The sequence below is a fragment of the Streptomyces sp. NPDC025793 genome, from assembly GCF_055558375.1.
This window is the reverse complement of the sequence record NZ_JBVHMR010000061.1, coordinates 1-20378: the sequence shown is the minus strand read 5'-3', so window position 1 is coordinate 20378 and position 20378 is coordinate 1. Positions and strand designations below refer to the sequence as shown.

The following is a 20378-nucleotide window of genomic DNA, read 5'->3' as shown; positions in this document are numbered from 1 at the left end:
CGGCAAACCCCACGGCCAAGCGGAAGGCTCGTCATCGTGCTCACGATGAGGACCGTTCCGTCACTGCTCAGAACATTCCAGGCTCCTGTGACGCTCAGTCACAGCTCCACAGAGAATGGATCAGAACCCCAAAGATTCCCCACGTACGGCCAGTTGGAATGTGGCTCTCGGTGAGAGTAGCGGAGACTCGGCGAATCTGCGGGAGTGCGTACGTGCGTGCGCTCAGGAGACGTGGGGGGAGTCCGCTTTCGGGAATCCGGAAACGGTCTCGCGTCGTGGAGCGTCGCGGTCAGGCACCTTGCGGGTGGAGGTCGAGTGCGATGTACGGGGCGAGTGCATGCAGGAAGTTCGGTGCGTCGAAGATCTCGCCGGCGGAGGCGACGCCGACAGTCTTGGTGCGGCCGGTCAGAACGCGTTCGAGGGCCTCGGCGATGAGAGGTGCGGTGACGGCGTAGATGTCCTGGCCGCTGGCCGTGGCCCGGCGTTCGACTCCGCCGGAGCGTACAACGGCGTCGACGAGGAAAGCCTGGTCCGAGCGCCCGCTCCGGTCGGCGGCGGTCGGGGCCGGTGTGTGGGGGGCGGCGACATCACGGACCGCCTCAACGGTCATGTAGGTGGTCACGTCGGGGATGGACAGGTGCTGGGGAACGGTGACGACGTCCGCCATCGTGAACTCGCCGATCACCTCCCGGACTCCCATCGGTTCCGGGAAGGTCCACTGAAGGACGGGCGCGGCGTCGGTGCGGCGCTCCCACCGGCCGCCGCTGTAGCGCAGGCGGACGTCGCCGCGGCGCTCGCGGGAGACGGCACCGGACAGGCGGGTGCCGGCGGTGGGGTGCCAGCTGCTGAGCGCGTAGGCGATGTGGGCCTCGTCGGCTGTGGTCCAGTCGCCCATCGCCGCGGTGGCCAGCAGGTCGCCGAGGCCACCGAAGAAGGCCATGGCCGGGACGATCACCGCTCCCGCTTCCCGGGCCCGCTCCTGGTAGTGGGCCAAGGTGTCGAGGTTGGCCTCAAGCTCGGCGGCCACATCCAGGTACGGGATCTTCGCACGGAGCGCGGCCTCGATCACGGGACCGGTGGTCGTCGCGAAGGGTCCCGCGCAGTTGATGACCGCCACCGCGCCCGCCAGGGCCCGGTCCAGCGACGCCGCGTCCTCGGCCGACGCCACCCGGGCCTCCAGCCCGTGCTCGTCGGCCAGCTCCCGCAGCGCCTGGGCGTTGCGTCCGGAGGGCACCGGGACGTATCCGCGCGCGGCCAGCTCCGCGACCACGAACCGCCCGGTGTGACCGTACGCGCCGAACACCGCCACCTGCTGACCTGACCCCATGAGACTGCTCCCGTGCACTGGAACACCCGCCGCGATGTCGATCCGCCGCGGCCTGACACCCACATCCTGTCCTCGCGGCAGTACCCCGCACGAGTGTCGGAAACGACACGGCGCGTACAGTTTCGGACATGCCCACTGTCGCGCTGGCCGTCACCGACGGCATGCTCCACTACGAACTGTCCGTGGCCATCGAGATCTTCGGCGCTGATCTGACCCACATCGTGGACCCCTGGTACGACTTCTCCGTCTGCGGTAGCGGTCCGGTACACGTCGACCGCTTCCGCCTGGCGCCCGACCACGGACTCGACCATCTCGCGCACGCCGACACGGTGATCGTCCCCGGCTGGGCCGACACCGACCGTGAACCGCCCGGCGACCTGGTCCAGGCGGTGCGCACCGCCCACGAGGCCGGCGCCCGCGTAGCCTCGCTGTGCACGGGCGCCTTCGTCCTGGGCGCGGCCGGACTGCTCGACGGCAGGCGCGCCACCACCCACTGGGCCCACACCCGCGAACTGGCCCGGCGTCACCCGGCGGCCACCGTGGATCCGGACGTTCTCTACGTCGACAACGGCGACGTCCTCACCTCTGCGGGCAAGGCCGCCGCCATGGACCTGTGCCTGCACCTGGTCCGCCTCGACCACGGCTCGGCCAACGCCAACAAGATCGCCCGCCGTCTGGTCATCCCGCCCCACCGCGACGGCGGCCAGGCCCAGTTCATCTCCACACCCCTGCCCGAGCCCGGCAACCACCCCCTGGGCGGACTCTTCCCCTGGGCACTGGAACGACTCGACCAACCACTCACCGTGGAGGACCTGGCCCGCCAGGCCCGCATGAGCTCACGCCACCTCGCCCGCCACTTCAAACACCTCACCGGCACCACACCACTGCAGTGGCTCCACACCCAGCGCATCCGCCACGCCCAGGAACTCCTGGAAACCACCAACGCCACCGTCGACGCCATCGCCACGGCCACCGGCATGGGCACCGCCACCACCCTGCGCCGCCACTTCCACCGCAGCGTCGGCGTCCCGCCCGATACCTACCGCCGCACCTTCCGCCCCCAAGAGCCAGTCCCAAGCCCGCATCACGGAAGCTGACACTTCACGGTCAGTAGCCATCGGCGGCCAGTTAGCTCCCCACCTACTGGCCGCCGATGGGGAATTTCAAGGCTCTGGCCGCAGTTCCGTGAACCCACGAAGGACGCGTGTGGACATGCGGTGCGTGAAGTTCAGAGAGCCCCGGGGTGGCCTGTGGCGGCGAACTGATCAATACATCGCGAAGTTGCTCAAGGAAGTCGCACAGACTGGCGGGCTCGGCATAGAACTCGTCGTCCAGGATGCGGTCCTGGACTTGTGGACCGTGCCATTGGACGCGAGAGCGAAGAGATTGCCGCCGCCGTCGCTCCCGAAGACGAGTCCATGATCGCCATTCTCGAGGGGAACCGCACCGTACTCGTCCAGGTGCGCAGTCACGGTAGCGGGCGGGTGGATGAAGTACCCGTTGCCGATTTCAGGAGGGGTCCAGGAGTGCCCATTCTGCGACGGAGGTGTCGGACGGGTAGCGGCGGCGACGGGAGGCAGCAGGCATGGCGGGCTCGGCAGAGGTGATCCGCGACGGGGGCTATTTGGAGAGCTGGGCGAGGGTGGCGCGGAACCGGTGGTTCACCCTGGCCTTGCAGTAGGTCGCGTCCAGGAAGACGTAGGGGAAGCCGGTGTGGTCCAGCGGCCGCTCCTTGAACGCGGCCGGTTCCGCATCCAGCTCACCGCAGATGCGGGAGACCTCGGACTTGGAGATCCCGCTGTCCGCACCGAGTGCTTTGACCAGGTCGTCGACCGATCGGGGCGAGACACCATGCACGTATGCCTCCATCACCACAGCGAACAACGCCCGGTCGATCCTCCGACGGCGTTCCAGCAACGACGGGAAGAACGACCCGCTCCGCACCTTCGGGATCTTCAGGTCCAGGCCACCGGCCTGCGTGGTCAGCAACCTGTCCCGGTGTCCATTGCGCCAGGTCGTGCGCGTCTGGGAGTGCTCGCGCGGCGCGGCACCGATCATCTCCGTGGCCTCGGCCTCGATCAGCTCCTGCAGGATGCGCTCGCACACCACCCTGATTGCTTCAACTACGTCGGCCCGACGTAGACACCTCAAGCAGCCGCATCAGCTCGGACTGGGACAAGGCCATCGCGTGCTCCTCCGGTCGAACTGCCCGTTCGCCAGGGAGTCTTGCGCGATGGCCCACCCTTGTTCAGGGAGCACGCACCGCCAGCGGATGCACGCCTCGGGCAGACACCCGCGCGTTCCGGGACCCTGCCCGGCCACACCACTTCATGGGACGCGATCGGGAAATCGAGCTGCTGGGGCTGGGATTGACGCATAGCCTGCACGCTGTGGACAGGGAACGCAGTGCTCGGCAGCTTCGGCTGATCGGCGAGACGGTGGAGATCGCGAAGACTCTCGGTGTGGAGGTATGGCTCCGCGGCGGTTGGGCCATGGACTTCTTCATCGGAGAAGTCACGCGTGACCATGTGGACCTCGACTGGTTCGTCTGGGCGAAGGACGCCTCCGCTCTGACCGACGGCCTGCTGCGTTCCGGCTATGAGTCTCTGTCCGGGCCACCTGCCGACCAACAGCTCGATTTCCGCAAGGAAGGTGTGGAGAGCAGCTTCGCGCTCTTGGGCAAGAACCGGTGCGGGCAGGTTGTGGTCGCCGGAGGCCCTTGGGCTGGGGAGGTGTGGCCGGAGGGCATGCTCGATGCTCCTGTTGGCCTTATCGGGCACTGCGGTGCCGGACTATCAGTCCTCGCGCTCAGATCGAGATGAAGCAGATGATGCCGGTCTGGGTTCCGGGCCGGCCGCGCCGCCCAAAGGACGCCGAAGACGTCGCCCGGCTGGAGACGGCCCTTCGAGAGCAGGGCGCCCGCCCGGCGTAAGGGCTTGAAGACGTGCACAGCCGCTACCGCTGGGCGTGGCAGAACGGGTGCGCTTACGCGAGATCGATGACGATGAAGGCCGGCGGCTGCTGAGGATCGTTCGCCGCGGCTCCGGCTCGGTGGTGACCTGGCGACGGGCCCAGATGGTGCTGCTGTTGGCCCAGGGCATGTCGGTGGTGAAGATCGCCGAGGTGGCGTTCACCAGCGCGGACCGGGTCCGGGATGTGATCCACCACTTCAACGCCGACGGGTTCGAGGCGCTCTCGGCCCGGGTGCAGGGACTGCTCGGCACGCTGAACGCCCAGGATTGGCCGCGCAGCGCAGCATCGGTGTCAGACCCGCTGTGTACGGTGGCACCGGCGATCAGGCGTACAGGTGGCAGAGGGGTGGGGCCATGACACGCACGGTTTTTACGGACGAGGTGCTTCCGCATACGAAGCTGATCGGCTCACCGCGCTCGCTGGGCGGCGCCGATCTCGTCCGTTGCACCGTCCAGGGCGGAGCCCTGGCCCAGTACGAGGACCCGGAGTTCGGGCTGAGAGTGCACGATCTCTCCCTGCGTGACTGCCGGGCCGGCGGCGTACTGCACGGCGTGCAGTTCAGTGACGTCTCGGTGCACAACCTCGCCTCCGGCCACCGGATACTGCCGTCCGCCTGCGTCTTCCGGCACGTCACGCTCTTCGGGCGCATCCCGCAGCTGATGGTGCGGCCAGCCCACTAGTCCCTCCCGGACGCGGTCGAGAAAGCCTTCCGGGACGGCGCGGAGCGCTTCTACGCCGCAGTCGACTGGGCACTGGACATCACCGCCGCGAAGTTCTCCGATGCCGAGTTCTCCGGCATGCCCGGCCATCTCGTCCGCCGCGACCCCCAGACCCAGTTCCTCCTCCACCGAGACCGGGCCGAGACAGCGGACTCCCAGGCCTTCTCCCCCCGCGCGCGCTCCTACCTCGCCAAGGCCCGCACGTCCCCGTACCCGACGGTGGTAGTCGTGGCTCCGACCCGCTCGAAGTACTTCAAGGACGTGCTCAAGGACCTGGAGAGCCTGCGGGCCGCCGAAATCGCCGAATAGCGGCCGTTCAGAGCCCGATCATCATCAGTCCGAGTGCGGCCGACGGGCACGAACCCACGTCACCACAATCAGGGCCGAGGTCACATACATCACCACGCTGGCCGTGGCCACAGAGTCGACGTACGGCTCATAGCCATCCGCACGAAGCCGGAGCGCGAGGAAACCGAGCACCGTCCCAAGCGCCGCGATCGATGCGGCCAGGGACCCGAACGGGACCTTCTTCACGAGTACTTCCTCCACATTGTGATCTGCTGCTGAACCGCCTTGGCGAACTGCGACACCTCGGCTACACCCAGCCCTTCTCGCGCGCGAGCCGTACCGCCGCATGCCGGTTCTTCCCTCCGACCTTGGAGACGGCCGACGACAGGTAATTGCGCATAGTCCTTGGTGACAGAGCGGCCCGCTCGGCGATCTCCGTGACAGGCGCTCCGTCGGCGGCGAGTTCCAGCACCTCCGCCTCCCGCTCGGTCAGCGGTGAGTCACCCGCGGAGATGGCATCGGCGGCCAACTCGAGGTCGACGTAGCGGTTTCCGGCATGCACGGCCCGGATATCTCGGCCAGCCGCTGCGCGCTCGCGGTCTTCGGGACGAACCCGCGCACGCCCGCCGCGAGCGCCCGCTTCAGGTGCCTGGGCCGGCCATGGCTGGTCACGATCAACACCTTGCAGCCCGGCTGCTCGGCCTGGAGGGACCTGGCGACCCGCACTCCGTCCGCACCGGGCATCTGCAGATCGATGACGGCCACGTCGGATTCGTGGGCCCGTGCCATCGCCAGCGCCTCCGGTCCGGTCGCGGCCTCGGCGACGACGGTCAGATCGTCCTCCAGGGACAAGAGCGCAGCGAGGGCTCTCCGGACGAGGTGCTCATCGTCGGCCAACAGCAGCCGTACCGGCGCCGTCACGGCATCACCTCGTTCGTCGCCGCTGCCAGGGGCACCCCCGCCACCGGCACAAACGTGCTCTTCCCGGCCACTGCCGCCTGCAGCGTCGTCCCGTCCACTGACGCCAGCCGCTCGCGCAGTCCCGCGCGCCCCGAGCCGCTGCCCCGCGCTCCGCCGCCATGGCCCCGCCGTTCTCGACCCAGCACTGCTCGTACACCGCACACCGTTTCGCGTCCCCGTGCCGGAGGACGCTTTTCCGTCCTCATGTGTCCAGCATCTCCGGGGAGTTGACCCTCAGAAAGGGCATATCATCATGGAATCATGTGACATATGTCAGTGGTGGCCGGCCCGTTGTGCCAGGAACCGATCCGTCGCCCTGCCCGGCAGGTCGCGCTTCTCAAGACACATAATGTCGCAGCAGGTTCGAGGACCCTGTAGTAAGGTCGCGGCCATCCCGCGATCAGTTCACCCTTCTTGATCTCCGCTCGGGAGACCGGCTCCCGGCTGCCTGTGTAGATGTTTGATCTCCGCGGTGAGCCGAGGGGCAGCTTCCCGGGCGGCGGCGATGAACTGCACGTTTTCGTCCCAGTACTCGTCAGCGGTATCAGCACCTCGAGTGCCTTGTTGAGATATACACGGAACTCCCCTCTCGCCACCGGTCCAATGATTCGCCCGTTGCCGACACTCCCCGCCCTCCTCCGGGGGCAGCATCAGCTTCCTCGACAGCATCGTGACCTCGGCTTCCAACTCCTCCACCCGAGCCGGGCGGCCGCCTCGCGTCCTTCCAACTCCGAGCCGCGAGCCCATCCGCCACCCTTCCTCACCACCACGGTAGAGACGAGACGGCCGCGGACACAGCCCGCGCTCGACACCCCCAGCTCAGCCCTCCCCTTGAGAGGAACTGCACCCAAAGGAAATGGGCGGCCCCTGCCCCCGCTGGATGCAGGGGCCGCCGGACCCTGCCGGTCCTGTGAGAGCAAGGCACTCTCACGCTAGGAGGCGCAGTGATACCGCGCGCGCTCAGGGCATCGTCCGAGTGCGAGGGATCGCAAGACCGCGCTACCACCCTGAGCAGGGAGGCGCACTTCTCGGCGGAGCCGCCGACGATGTCGTACAGCCGGCCTTGCAGCTCGCTGTACTCGCCGAAGTGACCATCGGCATCGCGGGCCCATGGCTCCCGCCGCCGGCCCTGTCGCTGTGGCTGCTCGACACCCTCCGCCCGACGAAGGCACCGGCAGACCCGTCCTGACGACGCCCCGAAGGAGAACGTGACGAGACTCGTCTGGCTGGCCGCGATCAGTGTGTACGGGCGCGGGCCGTTGTACCGGTCAGGTCACTCGACTCCGGCAGCAGCGAGGTGCTGACGGAAGAAGGCCTCAAGCGCGGATGAGTCGCCGGTGGCGGGCAGCGGAGAGGAGGTCTCCATGCCGTTTTCCATGGCGGCGCTGGTGTTGAACCATGCGACGGCCGGTGAGGGGAGGTAGGAGTCGCGTAGCCACTGCGCGAACAGGGCGGCCTCGTCGGCAGTCGCGTTGCCGGCCGTGATGTAGGCGTAGTCGGGCTCTGGCATGGCCGCCCTGCCTGTGATCCAGATGTCGGGCGCGACCTCGACGTCGAAGTCCATCACGTCCGCGCCTCGCAGCGGGTCGACTCGATGCTTCAGCACTGCGTCGGGGAAGGCTCGCTCCAGTGCCGTGGTGAAGGTGTCCAGGCTGGCCTGCCAGGCCGCTGGGCTGTCGTCGGGCGGGACGAACACGAACGTGGTTCTGACATTGCGTGGCGCTGACACAAGCATCCTCGATTTCAGGGGACGTACCGGGCGGATCCGCTGACGCCGTTCATTGCGATCATCGACTCCCAGTACGCCGCGTTGTCTTTGCCGTTGGTCACGATCTCAAGCCCGCACATCTGCTTGTTCGCCGGGTTCGCCATGGCGTCCTTGTAGCGGTCGAGCTCGCGGCTGTCGTCGCCGTACATGCCGTCGATCATCGGATCCCACTTGGGCTTGCCGCTGTTGTCGACCTTGACCGGCTTGGCGAGAGTCTCGTTGACCCTCTGGATGCTGCGGTAGCTCCGCCGCGCGCAGTTCGAGTCCTGCACGTGCTTGGCTTCCACCAGGTAGCCGTCCTGCGGGCGTATGCCGTCCACCATGAGCCCGCGACTGCGCCCCGGCAACGGGACCTCCCGCTCGGGATACCCTGACACGCGCAGTTGGTAGGCGTTATTCGGATTGGCGGCGTCTCCGCCGCCGGCGAAGCCTCCGGTGTTCAACGAGTTCATCCAGGTCCGGAACTGCTTCTCCTCGGCAGGGTTGAGCAGGCTGGTGGTGCCGGGTTCCGGTGGGATCGGGTCCCGCGGGGTGATCGTCGGGTCGACCGAGTTGATCTGGGCACCCATGGGGCACCCATGGTCAGGATGCCAGGAAGCTGCCCGGGGTACGAGGCGATCATGACCGGCACAGGGTTTGCCACCGGCACCGGCAGCAGCGGCGGTCCGCCGGGCCGGCCTGGCGGGTTGTCCAAGCCGTGCGGGACCGCCTGCGCCCTCGGTGGCTTCGCCGTCGATCTCGGTCATCAGGATTCTCCGTTGGGCATCCCGGGGCACGAAGGTCGGCGGCGGCCAGGCCCGCAAGGTCTATGCCCTCGCCGAGACCGGCCCTCTGGCCTGGCCACCGAGGTGGAGCGGCTGCGCGCCTTCATTGCCGAGGCGGAGCGCCGGATGGCACTGTAACTCCGCCACCCGCCCCAAGGGAGCCCATGCCTGACGGAGCACCAGCCTTCGCGCGGCCTCCGCCAGGCGCTGCACTACCGGCCGGCGCCTACCGTGCCGAGCGCGACGCTCGACTCATCGATAGCCTGCACCATCATGACGCGCGCCTGGATCCTGCCGATGCTGCTTTTGTTCAGCGGCTCAGTCGTTGCGACTGGGCTGATCTTCGTGGGGAGCCTCGGCTCAGCCGCAGTCTTCCTGCTGGTCTTCGTGCTGCTCGCAGGCATGAACTCGCCTCTGGTATTCCCGAGGTCGATCGGTGCGCTGGAGGCACAGCGCCGTAGCTCACTCGACGGCCGGCCGGTCGTCTTCTGGCGGCCCGGCTGCAAGTACTGTCTGCGCCTACGCATTCGGCTGGGCCGCCGTGCCCGCCAGTTGCACTGGGTCGACATCTGGCGAGACCCGGCTGGAGCAGCAGCGGTGAGGGCGGTCAACGACGGCAACGAGACCGTGCCGACTGTCATCGTGGCGGATCAGCCGCACACCAACCCCGATCCCGGATGGGTGCGCGAACAACTCTCCCGTTCCGCATGATCGGGAGTGAAGCGATTTCGGCACGCACACGCGCGTCCGCCCGGACTTCCTGCGTGGTCAGGACCCGCACTCGGCCGCAAGACCCCATCAGTGGACAGTCGCAGTCTCCTCCGTGAGGTGATCGTCAGCCCGGACCAGAGCGGCGTAGCGCCCTTGTTGGTGCAGGAGGCTGCTGTGGGTCCCCTGTTCGACGATCCGCCCTTGGTCGAGCACGATGATCTGGTCGGCGTCGCGGATGGTGGACAGCCGGTGCGCGATGGTGATGGTGGTGCGATTGCGCGACAGCGTGGCCAGTGCCCGTTGAACGGCACGCTCGGTGCGCGTGTCGAGTGCGCTGGTCGCCTCGTCCAGATTCTCGCCGCCGGAGAACCGGTAGCCGCGCTCTCCGACGATGGTGTCGTAGCCGTCGGGCGGGCTCTGGATGAGGTCGTGAATCTGGGCAGCCTTCGCAGCGGCTGTGATGTCGTCCTCGGTCGCACCTGGCTTGGCGAAGCGCAGGTTGTCGGTGACGGTGGTGTGGAAGAGGTGGGTGTCCTGGGAGACGACGCCGACCGTGGAGGCCAGCGTCGCGGAACCGAGGTCCCGGACGTCGACGTCGTCGATCGTGATCCGGCCCCGCCTCACGTCGTACAGACGTGGCACGAGATAGCCACGGGTTGTCTTGCCGGCGCCCGCGGCGCCTACGACCGCGAGATGAGTGCCGGCCGGTACGTCGATGGAAATGCCGGAGAGGACAAATGGCATTCGACAATCCACGAGTTCTGAAACCACCCCGTAACGCCAGTCGGCCGGGACCCCAGATCCTGGGGGCCCGGCCGACTGGCGTTACGGGTATCAGACTCCCGCGTAGGAGTGCTTGCCGGTCACGAAGATGTTCACGCCGTAGAAATTAAAGAGGACGCAGGCGAAGCCCACCAGGGCGAGATAGGCCGCCTTGCGGCCCTTCCAGCCAGCAGTACGGGCATGCAGGTAACCTGCGTACGCGATCCAGGTGATGAAGGACCAGGTCTCCTTGGGGTCCCAGTTCCAGTACCGCCCCCAGGCTTTTTCGGCCCAGATGGAACCCGCGACGACGGCGAACGTCCACAACGGGAAGACCACGGCGTTGAGGCGGGCGGTAGGAGAGCTTGTCGAGGTTGGCGGCAGCCGGAAGCCGTTCCAGGATGCCGTCGAGACGGTTTGCCTGCCCCTGTCCTGTGGCGAGACGGCGTTCCCGCGAATCCTGTGCCAGATAGGAGACGGTGACCGCGAAGCCGGCGCAGAAGACGCCCGCGCAGATGGTCATTGCGGGGACGTGGATGCCCAGCCAGTACGAGTGAAGAGCCGGAACGAGCTGCTCGGAGGCGGTGTACAGCACCGTGACGGCCAGGCCGAGGATCAGCAGCGCCGCGATGAGGATCGGCAGTCCGAGCCACCGCACGTTCTTGCCTACGGCCAGCAGGACGAGATGGGCTCCCACCACGGTCAGCGCGAAGACGCAGGAGAACTCGTTGGTGGGATGAACTCGCCAGGATCGAGTGCGGCCTCGCGCCAGGCGGCAGCGAGGTGGAGCAGGCGCTCGCTGTCGTGACGCAAGCCCGTCGGAGGGGCGTCGGGGACGACCGATCGCAGGATCGTGGCGGCGAACGCCGCCGCATGCATGGCGGCGGTGGCGTGGGCGTCCACTTCGCCGCCCCCGCCCTCCAGACGCCGCAGTACGTCGAGCCGGGCGGCAGCACCGAGGAGCTGTTCGTACACCTGCGCGTACTCCTGCACACGCGTGGCCGCGAGGTCATCCACGTTCCCCAGCCTCGGTCTGGTCGCCCTCGTGTTCGTTCCCCGGGCACAGGTCGAGCGTGGTGCACAACTGGAGTACCTCGTCCGCCCCTCCGTCACGCTCCGCACCCGGACCGTTCTCGCCGTGCGGCAGGAAGCGCCACCGCGAGGCCTTGGTGTGCCGTGTGCGGCCCGTCTTCTCCACGTGAGCCTGAAGCGTGCGGGCCCGGGAGTCGTTCGTCTCCACCAGGACCTCGCCTGCGGCGATCGGGAAGTGGTCGTGCGGAAGGCACAGGCCGAAACGGTTCAGGTTCCCGTGCCTGGCCAGCACCGCCACCAGATCCCGGACGAACTCCGCGTCCTGAGGCCCCAGCCCCTGGGCTTCCTCGAAGCGGGGAAGAGGGCTCGTCGGAACGGACGCCGATGTGTCGGTCATAACCCTTCCGTCAAATAGTTGACGGTCAAATAGTTGACGGTCGTCACATTTAATTCTCTGCCACTGACCGGTCCCTGCAATTCGAGAGCACCGGCCGATGGAGTGGTCTGCCGGACCTCCTGCCGTGTGTCAGCTGGGATGGCATATGACAGACGAATAAGTTCGAGTTCCCCAGGGAGGAGGTTTGGGGTGACGAAGGGGATCCAGTGGCGGTGGCTTTTGCTGTTGATGACTGCCGCCATGCTGTGGTGGGGATGCCCTGCCGCAGAGGCGCGGCAAAGTCATAGTGTCAACTGTTCGGAGAATCGACTCGATCAGATCAGCACCGTCGATGCCACGATTCGATTCGACCAGAATCCCAAGGGTGACTACGTCAGGATCTATTCCGACGTGAACATCAAGTTGCCCCTGAACGAGTGGCATTGGGCAAGGTGGCTCACCTTCAACAGAGATTCCAAAGAATACCAGCAAGCGATGCACTGCCTGCTGCGCGGATCGGATAATGCGCAGCACTTGGAGGAGTGGCGCATCCAGAACCCGGTCGTGAGCACCCAAAACGGGCAGGTCCAGGTGAAGTATGACTCTCTCGCCTTGATCCAGGATTACAACGAAATCCTGCTCGGCCCCTGGGATATCAAACGGGAAAAGAGCGAGAAGTGGCAGGTTCTCCTCCACCCGCAGACTCTCCAGAAAGCCAACTGGGAGCGGGTTGACGCCTATCTGGGCGGCCTGCATTTCAGTGACATCTCCGGCAGGGCATCTTCTTCCACCGAGAAAAAGCTGGAATGGATAAACCTGCCGCCCACGAGTATCGAGCTGGAAGTCGACCTGCCGTGGCAACGCTCCTGGATCCTGAGTTACAGCCAGTCGTTCTGGAGCACGGCCGGAGTCGCGGCTTGGTGGGTGTCCGCTTCGGTCGTGCTTGCGCTGGCCGCGCTTCGCACCCGGCGCACGTATCGGCTCGGCGCTGCCAGCGGCGGGACCGGAGACGGCCCTACGCAGACCGTTCTGCGGTGGGCCATGCTCAGCGCGGCGGTCGCCTTGATGCTGATTCTGCTCAACCATCAGCGCCGGGTCGGCCCACAGTGGTACACCCTCGTCTGCATTGCCGCTGGCCTGACACTCGTTTTCGTCGCCCGTCCCTGGGGCGGCAGCGTGCGGATCACGGCCGTGGACGGCACGGCCGACGCGTCCGGTGCCTTCGAAGACCGACGGCGTCGCCAGGCCCGCGCCGTCATCGGCGCGACCTCGGCCGTGGCGGCGGTCGGCTTACTCGTGGTCCTGGCACCCGAGTTGTTCGGCCTGCCGTCGACCCTGGTGTCGAGGAGGGCGGTGAGCGTCTCCGGCGAGATCGGCTACATCCTCATGGACCTGGCGACAGTGTGGTTGTGGCTGGCCGCCATGACCGCGTGGGCCTGGCGCTTCGGACGTGAGGGAGCACTCGTCCCAGCCTCCTGGACCGCCAGATGGGACAGTTCGCCGGTTCGTTGTGTCATCGTCCTCTCCGCGCTGCTCGGGACGGTCGCCGGGGGCCTGCTCACATACCTCGGCTGGGAAAGCGAAAACCAATGGAAGCGGACCACCTGGCTCACCGACCAGAACACTGAAGCCAACCACGGGGCATATGTCAGCAAGTACCTGGGAAAATTCCCCTTCACCGAGCTGACGTGGATCTTCTCCTACAGTTGGCTCCTGACGGGTATCGCACTCCTTGGCCTGTTGCATATTCGTGCCAAAACGCCACGGAGCCCGTCCGATCGAAAGCAGAAAAAGCGCACCCTCGGCCCGGAAGGGCCAGACCTGCTGCTCACCGCGGTGGTGTTCGCCTTCACCGCTGGTCTACAGGGCGCCACCCTGGCGGGCAACAACGCTCAGTACAGCATCTGGCTCATTCTGAACATCGGCTCGCTGTTCGCGGTTCTCGCGGTAGGGCGGCGGTGGTCAGTACTGAGCCAGCTGGGCGACGCCTTCTACATGAAGCGGCTGAGCACCAGGAAACACCGTCGTGAGCTGATGGCCAAGGCCCATGAGTACCGTAGCCTCAACCACCAGTTGGAACTACTGGACCAAGGGCGAGCCGGGACCGTCACCTGTGAGCAGTTGGAGGATCAGCTGCACGGGCTGCGCCAGTGGGTGGTGGACGGCTGCGGACGGAAAAACCCACCCGCGCAGATTTCCGTTCTGGAAGCCGCCCTGGCCTGGGGACCCGAGGGCCACTGGTGGACCAATGCCACGCACACCGCGCGTCTGGCCTTCTGTTTCGGAGTTCCGGCCACCGGAGTCCTGCTCTTTCAGCAGTTGTACGATCCCTGGACCTTGCTACAGCTCTCCTACCAACCCACCGGAATCCCCGGGGTCCTCGCCAGTCTCATCGCCTATCAGGTGGCGTGGGCCGCTTCCGGATTTGTCCTGGGCGCGCTCTGGCGCCTGCTCCCCGGCCGTCGCAGTCCCGTTCGCGCCTGGAGCCTGACCTTCGCCTACGCCGTGCCCGCCTGCCTGGCCATTCTGTTCAACAAGGCCACCCACGTGGGCGTCGGAAATCTGGCCCTGCTTTTCTATTCCGTGCTCATGCTGTCCATCCTGACGCTCACCAGCATCTGGATGGACACGTCGACGTTCAGGGAGGAACGGCAGTACTGGCCCAGCCGTTTCGCGCTGCTGCTGTCCGTCTACCAGACCCGGGGCTTCTCGGGACACGTCGCCTGGCTACTCGCCCAGCTCGCGGCAGCGGTGGCCATCTGGCGCGCACTGGCCCGCGGCGGCTAGTGGTCGTGGCGGTTGGATGTGCGGTGACGACCGATCCGACCGCTGGAGGCGCGGTGGCCGAGCCTGTCCGTGTGCGCAGACTGACCGACCAGGAAGGGCAGAAGCTGCAGCGGATCGTGCGCCGGGGCAGCACCAACTCGGTGCGCTATCGGCGGGCAATGATGCTCTCAAGAAGGCCGGATCGTGATCACGTTACAAGCCCATAGGATGACCGCAGTGTTCCCAGGTGATCCATAGTGTCTCCAAGCGACCGGACGGCGGCGGTCTTTCGGGTGCGCCGGAGGGACACGACAGACGCAACGACTGCCATGGCGGTGATTCTTTGCCCTCGCGCATAGCCCTCGTCGGTGCCGGCCGAATGGGGACACCTCTGTGTGGACGCTTCGTTTCGGCGGGCCACACGGTGACCGCTGCCGATCTGCGTCCCGAACGGGAAGAAGTGGTGCGCTCGTTGGGTGCGAACTGGGCGCCCTCCGTCACGACCGCCGCAGCCGGGGCGGATGTACTGGTCACCGTGGTTCCTGGACCCGATGAGGCTGCGGCAGCTCTTCCGGATGCCGTTTTCGCCGCCCTGGCCCCTGGGGCGGTGTGGATCGACATGACGAGCAACGCCCCCGCAGCCGCGCGGGAGCTGCGGGAACGAGCCGGGGCCCACGGCATCGACGTCCTCGAAGCGCCCATGGGCGGCAGTCCGGACGACGCCGAACACGGGCGCCTGCGGCTGTTCGTGGGCAGTTCTGCTGAAGTCCTCGACCGGTGCAGGCCACTGTTGGAAGCGGTGGCGACATCGGACCGGATCCGCCACATGGGCGGCCCCGGAACCGGCTACACGACGAAACTCCTCATCAACCTCCTCTGGTTCGGGCAGGCCACGGCAACCGCCGAGGCCCTGCTGCTCGGACGCCGAGCGGGCATCGATCTCGCTGCCCTGCGCGACACGCTGGCCGACAGCGCGGCGGGAAGCGACTTCATCCGCCGGGACCTGCCGGCTCTGTTCGCCGGGGACTACCTTCGCTCCTACGGCCTCGATCGCATCCACGACCAGCTCAAGGTCATCACCGGTGAGGCCCGAGACCTCGGCACCCCGCACGAGATGGCCGACACAGTGTTGCGCATCCACCGGCTGGCCCTGGAGCGCTTCGGACCTGTGGATGGCGAACTCCTTGCCGTAGCCCTCTTGGAGGAGGCCGCCGGTACCCTGCTGCGCCCCTGACCGGTCCGGTACCGGTTTCGGCCCTGATGACCGATCGGGCCAGGGCGGCAGCAGTGGTTCGATCCGCGCCCACAAGTCGTCGTCCACGATCACGGCCGAGTCGTCACACGACACGAACGGCCAAACCGAGCCTCCTGCTGACCGGCGAATCGCCGCCCTGCGAGAGGCCGCCCAGGACAAACACCAGCAGGCCGTCCAACGAGCGGACGCGGGCATCCGAAAACTGATCAAGGAGGGCGAGGAGATCAACTTCCGGGCCGTCGCCCGCAGGGCGGGTGTCAGCCTGGACTTCCTCCATGCCCACACCGACCTGCGTAAACGCATCGAAGCCCTGCGCGGCCAGCAACGGACCGAGGATCGACCTGCCCCTCAGACGCCCTCAGCCGACGACGGCACGGTCATCCATTCCCTTACGCATGGCCACCCCCTGCCCTGGACGACGCCCTGGACCTCGCCGGCCTCGGCGACGCGCTTGACCGCAAGGTCAAGGGCTATTCGATGGGCATGAAGCAGCGGCTCATGCTGGCTCAGGCCCTGATGCGGAAACCGGACGTACTCGTCCTGGACGAGCCGGCCAACGGCCTGGACCCCGGCGAAGTCAGGGCTCTGCGCGAGCATCTGGGCGAGCTGGCCAGGTGCGGGGCCGCCGTGCTCGTCTCCAGCCACCAGCTCGCCGAAGTACAGCAACTGGCCACCCACGCCGTCGTGCTGAACCACGGCCGGCTGATCGCCGCCGGACCGATGGACGAACTGCTCGGCGACGCCGGCACCCATCTCCTCAAGGCGGACGACACCGCACGGGCGGCTGCCGTCCTGCGCGGTTGCCAGGCGTCGCGACGGTCATGACACGGCGTGACGAGATCGTCGTCACCGCACCCGGCCTGCCCTCCCGCGACCTCGTCCACGCGCTGGTCACCGAGGGCATCGGCGTCATGTCCGTACGGCAGGAGAGCAACTCCCTGGAAGAGGCGTTCCTGACCATGACCGAAGGAGACGGCGAGCGTGCTGCGCGTTGAACTGACCACCCAACTGCTGCGGATCCGCACCCTCGCCGTGCTGGCCTGCCTGGCCGCCGTCCCCGTCATGGCCGGCCTCTCGTTCGCCTCGGACGCAGGGCACCGCAACGGCCGACAGACCGGCCTGTTCGGCGCTTCCCCCTACTCCGCGCCCAACCACGCCATGGCGGGCATGGCGTTCATCGAGCCGCTGCTCCTCCCGATCATGGTGGCGCTGCCGGCTGCCGCGATCGCCTCCTCCGACCGGGAATGGGGCACCCTGCGCTACCTGTACGTCGCCCCCGTCAGCCGAACACGCCTTCTGGCGGCCGAACTAGGCGCCCTCACCGTCCTCACCGTGATCGCCACCCTGTGCGCACTGGCGGCCGGACTTCTCGTCGGCCTCGCCGTCTTCGGCTGGCACCCGTTCCATGTCATCGGCGCGCCGAATCTCAGCGGCGGTGAGACGGCCGTCCGTGTCCTGTCGGCCACCGGCTACTGCCTGTTGTGCATGCTGAGTATCTCGACGATCGCGTTCACCCTGGGGCTCCTCCTGCCCCGCGGCGTCGAAGCCCTGGGCGCCACCCAGGCTTTCGTGATCGGCGCGAGCCTCCTCAACGGCTCGCACACCCTGCACCCCGTTCAACTCGTCCTGCCCATGCACTACTGGCAGGACTGGACCCACCTGTTCGACCCTTCGGGCACCGCCCGCCTCGGCACCGGCATCCTGGTCCAGACCGCCACGAGCGCTCTGGCCACGTGTGCCGCCGTCCTTGTGCTCTTGCGACGGGACCCCGCGGCATGACACCTGATGCGCCTGCGATGCCGAACTTTGCGGCGATGCCTCCCAGCGGGTTGCTGCGGCCGGCGCGCCGGCCGCAGCAACCGTTACGGGCGACTACGCCTCGGCCACGACGATGTAGAACGTCACCGCCGCGAAGAACGGACCCTGAGTGAGCCGCCTCAGCCAGGTCTCCGCCTCCTGGTCGCTGAAGTACCCGGCCTCGACCGCTCGGCGAGTGGTGCGTTCCAGGCCGAGGATCTTGTCCGCGACCCGGAGGTCCCGGAAGACGGGAGTGACGGGGATGACCTCGGGCACGGTGAATCCGCTCTCGGTCGCCAGGCGCGTCAGCTGCCTGCCGATGCCCGCGTTGCGGACCACCCGTTCGGCCACATGGCGGGTGTAGGCGCGCGTCAGGCTGCTGTCGGGGTGGTCCACGGTCAGGGTCTCCCAGTCGGGCTCGCCCATCACGAGCCGCCCACCCGGCCGCAGGACCCGGCGGATCTCGTCGAGCGCCGCCGACGGATCGGCCACATGCTGCAGGACCCGGTCGGTGCGGGCGCGGTCGGCGGTGTCGTCGGCCATCGGCAGACCGTGAATGTCCGCGTGCCGGACCTCCACCGCGGCCTGACCGGTGGTGCGTGTCCGGGCGGCGTCCACCATGTCCTGGTCGTGGTCGATGCCGATCACAGTCCCGGCCGGGGTGACCGCCTGGGCGAGCGCCTCGAGGTCGGTCCCCGGACCGCAGCCGAGGTCGAGCACACTGTGCCCGGCACGCAGATCGAGTGCGTCGAGCATGCGCTGCTTGTAGGCGCGGCCGAGATCGCTCGTGGCGAGCCGGTCGAGATAGGCGACGGAATCGGGCTTGGTTGTCTCGAACGCGGAGGATGTCATGCGCTCAAGTCAACCAACCGTGTTCACCGTACGGGGTGCGTTATTCCGGATCGGTCTCTTCGTTGAAGTTGCCCAGATACACAGGGGCTCGGCCAAGGTCGACAGTCGCCGGCACGGCGGGCAGGAGAGAAGCCATCTTCTTCGGGCGAACGACCTCTGCGGTAGTGGCCAGCTCTGCTGTCGACCACCAGTGATGTCCGTAACGGGCTTCCTCCGCGGTGACCGTGCGGCGTTCATTGAGCTGCTCGCCTCGCCAGAAGTTGGGCACCGACATCGGTGGACCTCGAACCCGCGATGAGCTCGAACGCGCAGTGCCTGAGGTGTCCGGGCGGCGCCCCGGCTTTTCGTGATCGACCTCGATGGAGCGGTCATCGGCACGGTCACGCTCGATCGGCGCGACACAGAGCATCCGGGTCACCTCCGTCCCGAAGCCGGAGAGGCCGGGATGGGCTACATGTTCCTGCCAGAAGTGTGGGGGCGCGGGTACGCCGCCGAGCCGTGCGCAGCGGCACTCGACTGGTTCGCCGACGCGCTTCCCGACGAGCCGGTGGTGCTCTGCACCCAGACCGCCAACGACCGCGCGATGCGCCTCGCGGCGAAGCTGGGGTGCACCGAGGTGGAGCGGCTCGAGGACTACGGCGCCGAGCAGTGGTTCGGCATGTGATCCTCAGGCATGCCGTCCGGTTGAGCGGCTGGTTCTTCCGGATCACCTGATCGTCGGCCTGGGTGTGTTGTCGACTGATGCCAATGGGCCCGAATCGAGCCGCTGTTGGCGGACCGGCCACCTCGACGAGGCGAGCGATGGTAGGACCACCGGCAAGCGATCAACGCGATCGCCTGGCAGCACCAGACGATTCTCCCGGAAGGCATGCCAGCTGAGTTCGGCTCGTTGAACGGCGCCCACAACCGGCTGTGGAAATGGGCCGCCGATGGCACCTGGGAGAAGGCCCTCACCACGTTGCTCGCCCGAGCCGACGCTGGGGGCGACCTGGACCCTCTCGTCGCGGTCGACTCCACGATCGTCCGCGCTCACCAGCATGCCGCCGGGACTCGCCAAAGGGAGGTTCCGGTTGGTGAGCCGGACAACCATGCCCTCTGACGCTCCCATGGCGGGCTGATCACCAAAATCCACCTCGCCGCCGACTGCCGCTTTCGCCCACTGGCCTTCGTCATCACCCCGGGCCAGGCTGGCGACGCACTCACATTCATGCAGGTCATAGACAAGTTCGGGTCCCACGGTCCGTCGGCAGACCCAAGACGGCACCCGACGCGGTCCTCGCACACAAGGAGCACTCGTCCCGAGCGATTGCTTGGTCTGGGCTCGGGCCTCTCCACGCTCAAGTTGCTTCCGAGACAGGTGCCGAATGTGTGCCCGCACGGTTGCCGGTCTGAGGCGTTAGGCTCACGCGGCATGATCTTGCTTAGCGATCCGCGAGTGATCGACACCCCGGTGACAGACTGCGGCGAACCCCTTGCGGAGATCGCCACCGTTCCCGTGATAGTGCTGGACCCGCGAGAACAGGACGAGGCCGGGGCATACGGGCAAGTCAGGACCGGCGTGCTCGAACGCCTGGGCTCAGCCTCCGAGAGGCTGCCCGCCGGCATCAGGCTCCTTGTGATCGAAGGCCATCGCAGCCTGCCTGAGCAGGCACGCCGGTTCGCACTGTATGAGGATCGTCTGCGCCTCTCAGGCATCACGGACCCGGCAGAGCTTCTCCGCCAGGCGAGTGCTTTCGTCTCCCCCGTCGAGGTGGCCCCACATTGCGCCGGCGCGGCCGTGGACCTGACACTCATCGACAGCGATGGCGTGGAACTGGACATGGGCGGCGCGGTGAACGGACACCGCACGGGCGATGAGAGGTGGTGTCCCTTCGTTGCTCCAGGGCTGTCGCCAACCGCGCGCGCCAACCGCAACCTCCTCGCCCAATGTCTGACTGGCCGTTCTCTATCCGTTCGTGTGCTCGATCTGGTTCGAACGGAGTCCTGGATCGGGTGAGTTGGCCGACGTCGAGGCATGAAGGAAGGGCC

21 protein-coding genes and 7 pseudogenes are annotated in these 20378 nt (G+C 67.2%); 17 read left to right on the top strand and 11 right to left on the bottom strand.

The features are described 5' to 3' along the window. Positions 1-289: 289 nt before the first annotated feature. Positions 290-1327 carry a saccharopine dehydrogenase family protein gene (locus ACZ4MF_RS44465; RefSeq protein WP_467499525.1) on the bottom strand — a complete coding sequence of 346 codons (1038 nt, stop codon included), beginning with the start codon at positions 1325-1327 and terminating at the stop codon, positions 290-292. Positions 1328-1455: 128 nt separating this feature from the next. On the opposite strand from ACZ4MF_RS44465, the gene ACZ4MF_RS44460 reads away from it, so the two are divergent. After that, complete coding sequence (locus tag ACZ4MF_RS44460; protein WP_467499523.1) at positions 1456-2424, top strand: helix-turn-helix domain-containing protein; 969 nt, start codon at positions 1456-1458, stop codon at positions 2422-2424. A gap of 565 nt (positions 2425-2989) precedes the next feature. Here the strand turns inward: ACZ4MF_RS44460 and ACZ4MF_RS44455 are convergent. Then, a pseudogene (locus ACZ4MF_RS44455) lies at positions 2990-3512 on the bottom strand (transposase); the annotation flags it as partial. A gap of 205 nt (positions 3513-3717) precedes the next feature. Between ACZ4MF_RS44455 and ACZ4MF_RS44450 the strand changes: the two are divergent. The 4 genes and pseudogenes from ACZ4MF_RS44450 (at position 3718) to ACZ4MF_RS44435 (ending at position 5328) form a co-directional block, all read left to right on the top strand. Further along, positions 3718-4149 carry a nucleotidyltransferase domain-containing protein gene (locus ACZ4MF_RS44450; RefSeq protein WP_467499521.1) on the top strand — a complete coding sequence of 144 codons (432 nt, stop codon included), beginning with the start codon at positions 3718-3720 and terminating at the stop codon, positions 4147-4149. Positions 4150-4294: 145 nt separating this feature from the next. Further along, positions 4295-4540 (top strand): annotated as a pseudogene (locus tag ACZ4MF_RS44445) (helix-turn-helix domain-containing protein); the annotation flags it as partial. A 113-nt stretch (positions 4541-4653) separates the two neighbouring features. After that, complete coding sequence (locus tag ACZ4MF_RS44440; protein WP_467499519.1) at positions 4654-4980, top strand: hypothetical protein; 327 nt, start codon at positions 4654-4656, stop codon at positions 4978-4980. 117 nt (positions 4981-5097) lie between these two features. Then, on the top strand, positions 5098-5328 hold the full coding sequence (locus ACZ4MF_RS44435) for a hypothetical protein (RefSeq protein ID WP_467499517.1): 231 nt from the start codon (positions 5098-5100) through the stop codon (positions 5326-5328). Positions 5329-5352: 24 nt separating this feature from the next. Here ACZ4MF_RS44435 and ACZ4MF_RS44430 read toward each other — a convergent pair whose 3' ends face one another. Both ACZ4MF_RS44430 and ACZ4MF_RS44425 read right to left on the bottom strand, forming a co-directional pair. Next, positions 5353-5553, bottom strand: a complete 201-nt coding sequence (locus ACZ4MF_RS44430; RefSeq protein ID WP_467499515.1) for an SCO3870 family protein — start codon at positions 5551-5553, stop codon at positions 5353-5355. A gap of 61 nt (positions 5554-5614) precedes the next feature. Further along, positions 5615-6228: pseudogene (locus ACZ4MF_RS44425) on the bottom strand (response regulator). A 1102-nt stretch (positions 6229-7330) separates the two neighbouring features. Between ACZ4MF_RS44425 and ACZ4MF_RS44420 the strand changes: the two are divergent. Beyond that, on the top strand, positions 7331-7456 hold the full coding sequence (locus tag ACZ4MF_RS44420) for a hypothetical protein (RefSeq protein WP_467499513.1): 126 nt from the start codon (positions 7331-7333) through the stop codon (positions 7454-7456). 84 nt (positions 7457-7540) lie between these two features. On the opposite strand, the gene ACZ4MF_RS44415 is transcribed toward ACZ4MF_RS44420, so the two are convergent. After that, the gene (locus tag ACZ4MF_RS44415; protein ID WP_467499511.1) at positions 7541-7963 is read right to left on the bottom strand and encodes a hypothetical protein; all 423 of its coding nucleotides are present in this window, start codon (positions 7961-7963) and stop codon (positions 7541-7543) included. A gap of 47 nt (positions 7964-8010) precedes the next feature. After that, positions 8011-8604, bottom strand: coding sequence for a restriction endonuclease fold toxin-2 domain-containing protein (locus ACZ4MF_RS44410; protein WP_467499509.1), 594 nt, complete (start codon positions 8602-8604; stop codon positions 8011-8013). A 468-nt stretch (positions 8605-9072) separates the two neighbouring features. Between ACZ4MF_RS44410 and ACZ4MF_RS44405 the strand changes: the two genes are divergently transcribed. After that, entirely contained in the window at positions 9073-9510 is a 438-nt protein-coding gene (locus ACZ4MF_RS44405; protein WP_467499507.1) for a glutaredoxin domain-containing protein, read from the top strand. Between the two features lie 87 nt (positions 9511-9597). Here ACZ4MF_RS44405 and ACZ4MF_RS44400 read toward each other — a convergent pair. The 4 genes and pseudogenes from ACZ4MF_RS44400 to ACZ4MF_RS44385 form a co-directional block, all read right to left on the bottom strand. Next, positions 9598-10305 (bottom strand): annotated as a pseudogene (locus ACZ4MF_RS44400) (ABC transporter ATP-binding protein); the annotation flags it as partial. Positions 10306-10344: 39 nt separating this feature from the next. Further along, positions 10345-10999, bottom strand: a pseudogene (gene ccsB, locus ACZ4MF_RS44395) (c-type cytochrome biogenesis protein CcsB); the annotation flags it as partial. Beyond that, entirely contained in the window at positions 10975-11289 is a 315-nt protein-coding gene (locus ACZ4MF_RS44390; protein WP_467499505.1) for a hypothetical protein, read from the bottom strand. The pseudogene ccsB and the gene ACZ4MF_RS44390, both read right to left, overlap by 25 nt. Further along, entirely contained in the window at positions 11282-11701 is a 420-nt protein-coding gene (locus ACZ4MF_RS44385) for a hypothetical protein (RefSeq protein WP_467499503.1), read from the bottom strand. The genes ACZ4MF_RS44390 and ACZ4MF_RS44385 overlap by 8 nt, the downstream gene beginning before the upstream one ends. A gap of 189 nt (positions 11702-11890) precedes the next feature. Between ACZ4MF_RS44385 and ACZ4MF_RS44380 the strand changes: the two genes are divergently transcribed. From ACZ4MF_RS44380 to ACZ4MF_RS44350, 7 genes and pseudogenes are all read left to right on the top strand, one after another. After that, positions 11891-14467 (top strand): DUF6185 family protein, encoded by a 2577-nt coding sequence (locus tag ACZ4MF_RS44380; protein WP_467499501.1) that lies wholly within the window; start codon positions 11891-11893, stop codon positions 14465-14467. A gap of 53 nt (positions 14468-14520) precedes the next feature. Beyond that, a pseudogene (locus ACZ4MF_RS44375) lies at positions 14521-14634 on the top strand (IS630 family transposase); the annotation flags it as partial. Between the two features lie 59 nt (positions 14635-14693). Next, positions 14694-15680 (top strand): NAD(P)-dependent oxidoreductase, encoded by a 987-nt coding sequence (locus tag ACZ4MF_RS44370; protein ID WP_467499499.1) that lies wholly within the window; start codon positions 14694-14696, stop codon positions 15678-15680. Positions 15681-15741: 61 nt separating this feature from the next. Beyond that, positions 15742-16188, top strand: a complete 447-nt coding sequence (locus ACZ4MF_RS44365) for a DUF6262 family protein (RefSeq protein WP_467499546.1) — start codon at positions 15742-15744, stop codon at positions 16186-16188. After that, positions 16113-16526: an ATP-binding cassette domain-containing protein gene (locus tag ACZ4MF_RS44360; protein ID WP_467499544.1), complete on the top strand. Its 414-nt coding sequence runs from the start codon at positions 16113-16115 to the stop codon at positions 16524-16526. The genes ACZ4MF_RS44365 and ACZ4MF_RS44360 overlap by 76 nt, the downstream gene beginning before the upstream one ends. Continuing rightward, on the top strand, positions 16523-16696 hold the full coding sequence (locus tag ACZ4MF_RS44355; RefSeq protein WP_467499497.1) for a hypothetical protein: 174 nt from the start codon (positions 16523-16525) through the stop codon (positions 16694-16696). The genes ACZ4MF_RS44360 and ACZ4MF_RS44355 overlap by 4 nt, the downstream gene beginning before the upstream one ends. Further along, the gene (locus tag ACZ4MF_RS44350; protein ID WP_467499495.1) at positions 16683-17480 is read left to right on the top strand and encodes an ABC transporter permease; all 798 of its coding nucleotides are present in this window, start codon (positions 16683-16685) and stop codon (positions 17478-17480) included. Before ACZ4MF_RS44355 ends, ACZ4MF_RS44350 begins: the two co-directional genes overlap by 14 nt. Positions 17481-17573: 93 nt before the next feature. Here ACZ4MF_RS44350 and ACZ4MF_RS44345 read toward each other — a convergent pair whose 3' ends face one another. After that, the gene (locus tag ACZ4MF_RS44345) at positions 17574-18350 is read right to left on the bottom strand and encodes a methyltransferase domain-containing protein (protein ID WP_467499493.1); all 777 of its coding nucleotides are present in this window, start codon (positions 18348-18350) and stop codon (positions 17574-17576) included. 193 nt (positions 18351-18543) lie between these two features. On the opposite strand from ACZ4MF_RS44345, the pseudogene ACZ4MF_RS44340 reads away from it, so the two are divergent. The 3 genes and pseudogenes from ACZ4MF_RS44340 to ACZ4MF_RS44330 all read left to right on the top strand — a co-directional run bounded on the left by ACZ4MF_RS44340 (position 18544) and on the right by ACZ4MF_RS44330 (position 20346). Next, a pseudogene (locus ACZ4MF_RS44340) lies at positions 18544-19014 on the top strand (GNAT family N-acetyltransferase). Between the two features lie 204 nt (positions 19015-19218). Next, positions 19219-19449 (top strand): hypothetical protein, encoded by a 231-nt coding sequence (locus ACZ4MF_RS44335; protein WP_467499491.1) that lies wholly within the window; start codon positions 19219-19221, stop codon positions 19447-19449. Positions 19450-19761: 312 nt separating this feature from the next. Continuing rightward, the gene (locus ACZ4MF_RS44330; RefSeq protein ID WP_467499489.1) at positions 19762-20346 is read left to right on the top strand and encodes a M15 family metallopeptidase domain-containing protein; all 585 of its coding nucleotides are present in this window, start codon (positions 19762-19764) and stop codon (positions 20344-20346) included. Positions 20347-20378 lie beyond the last annotated feature (32 nt).

Coding starts and splice junctions, on each gene's coding strand:
- ACZ4MF_RS44335 (WP_467499491.1), top strand. CDS start 19,219: ATGCCAGCTGAGTTCGGCTCGTTGAACGGCGCCCACAACCGGCTGTGG.
- ACZ4MF_RS44435 (WP_467499517.1), top strand. CDS start 5,098: ATGCCCGGCCATCTCGTCCGCCGCGACCCCCAGACCCAGTTCCTCCTC.
- ACZ4MF_RS44410 (WP_467499509.1), bottom strand. CDS start 8,604: ATGGGTGCCCAGATCAACTCGGTCGACCCGACGATCACCCCGCGGGAC.
- ACZ4MF_RS44465 (WP_467499525.1), bottom strand. CDS start 1,327: ATGGGGTCAGGTCAGCAGGTGGCGGTGTTCGGCGCGTACGGTCACACC.
- ACZ4MF_RS44460 (WP_467499523.1), top strand. CDS start 1,456: ATGCCCACTGTCGCGCTGGCCGTCACCGACGGCATGCTCCACTACGAA.
- ACZ4MF_RS44345 (WP_467499493.1), bottom strand. CDS start 18,350: ATGACATCCTCCGCGTTCGAGACAACCAAGCCCGATTCCGTCGCCTAT.
- ACZ4MF_RS44405 (WP_467499507.1), top strand. CDS start 9,073: ATGACGCGCGCCTGGATCCTGCCGATGCTGCTTTTGTTCAGCGGCTCA.
- ACZ4MF_RS44330 (WP_467499489.1), top strand. CDS start 19,762: ATGATCTTGCTTAGCGATCCGCGAGTGATCGACACCCCGGTGACAGAC.
- ACZ4MF_RS44355 (WP_467499497.1), top strand. CDS start 16,523: ATGACACGGCGTGACGAGATCGTCGTCACCGCACCCGGCCTGCCCTCC.
- ACZ4MF_RS44440 (WP_467499519.1), top strand. CDS start 4,654: ATGACACGCACGGTTTTTACGGACGAGGTGCTTCCGCATACGAAGCTG.
- ACZ4MF_RS44385 (WP_467499503.1), bottom strand. CDS start 11,701: ATGACCGACACATCGGCGTCCGTTCCGACGAGCCCTCTTCCCCGCTTC.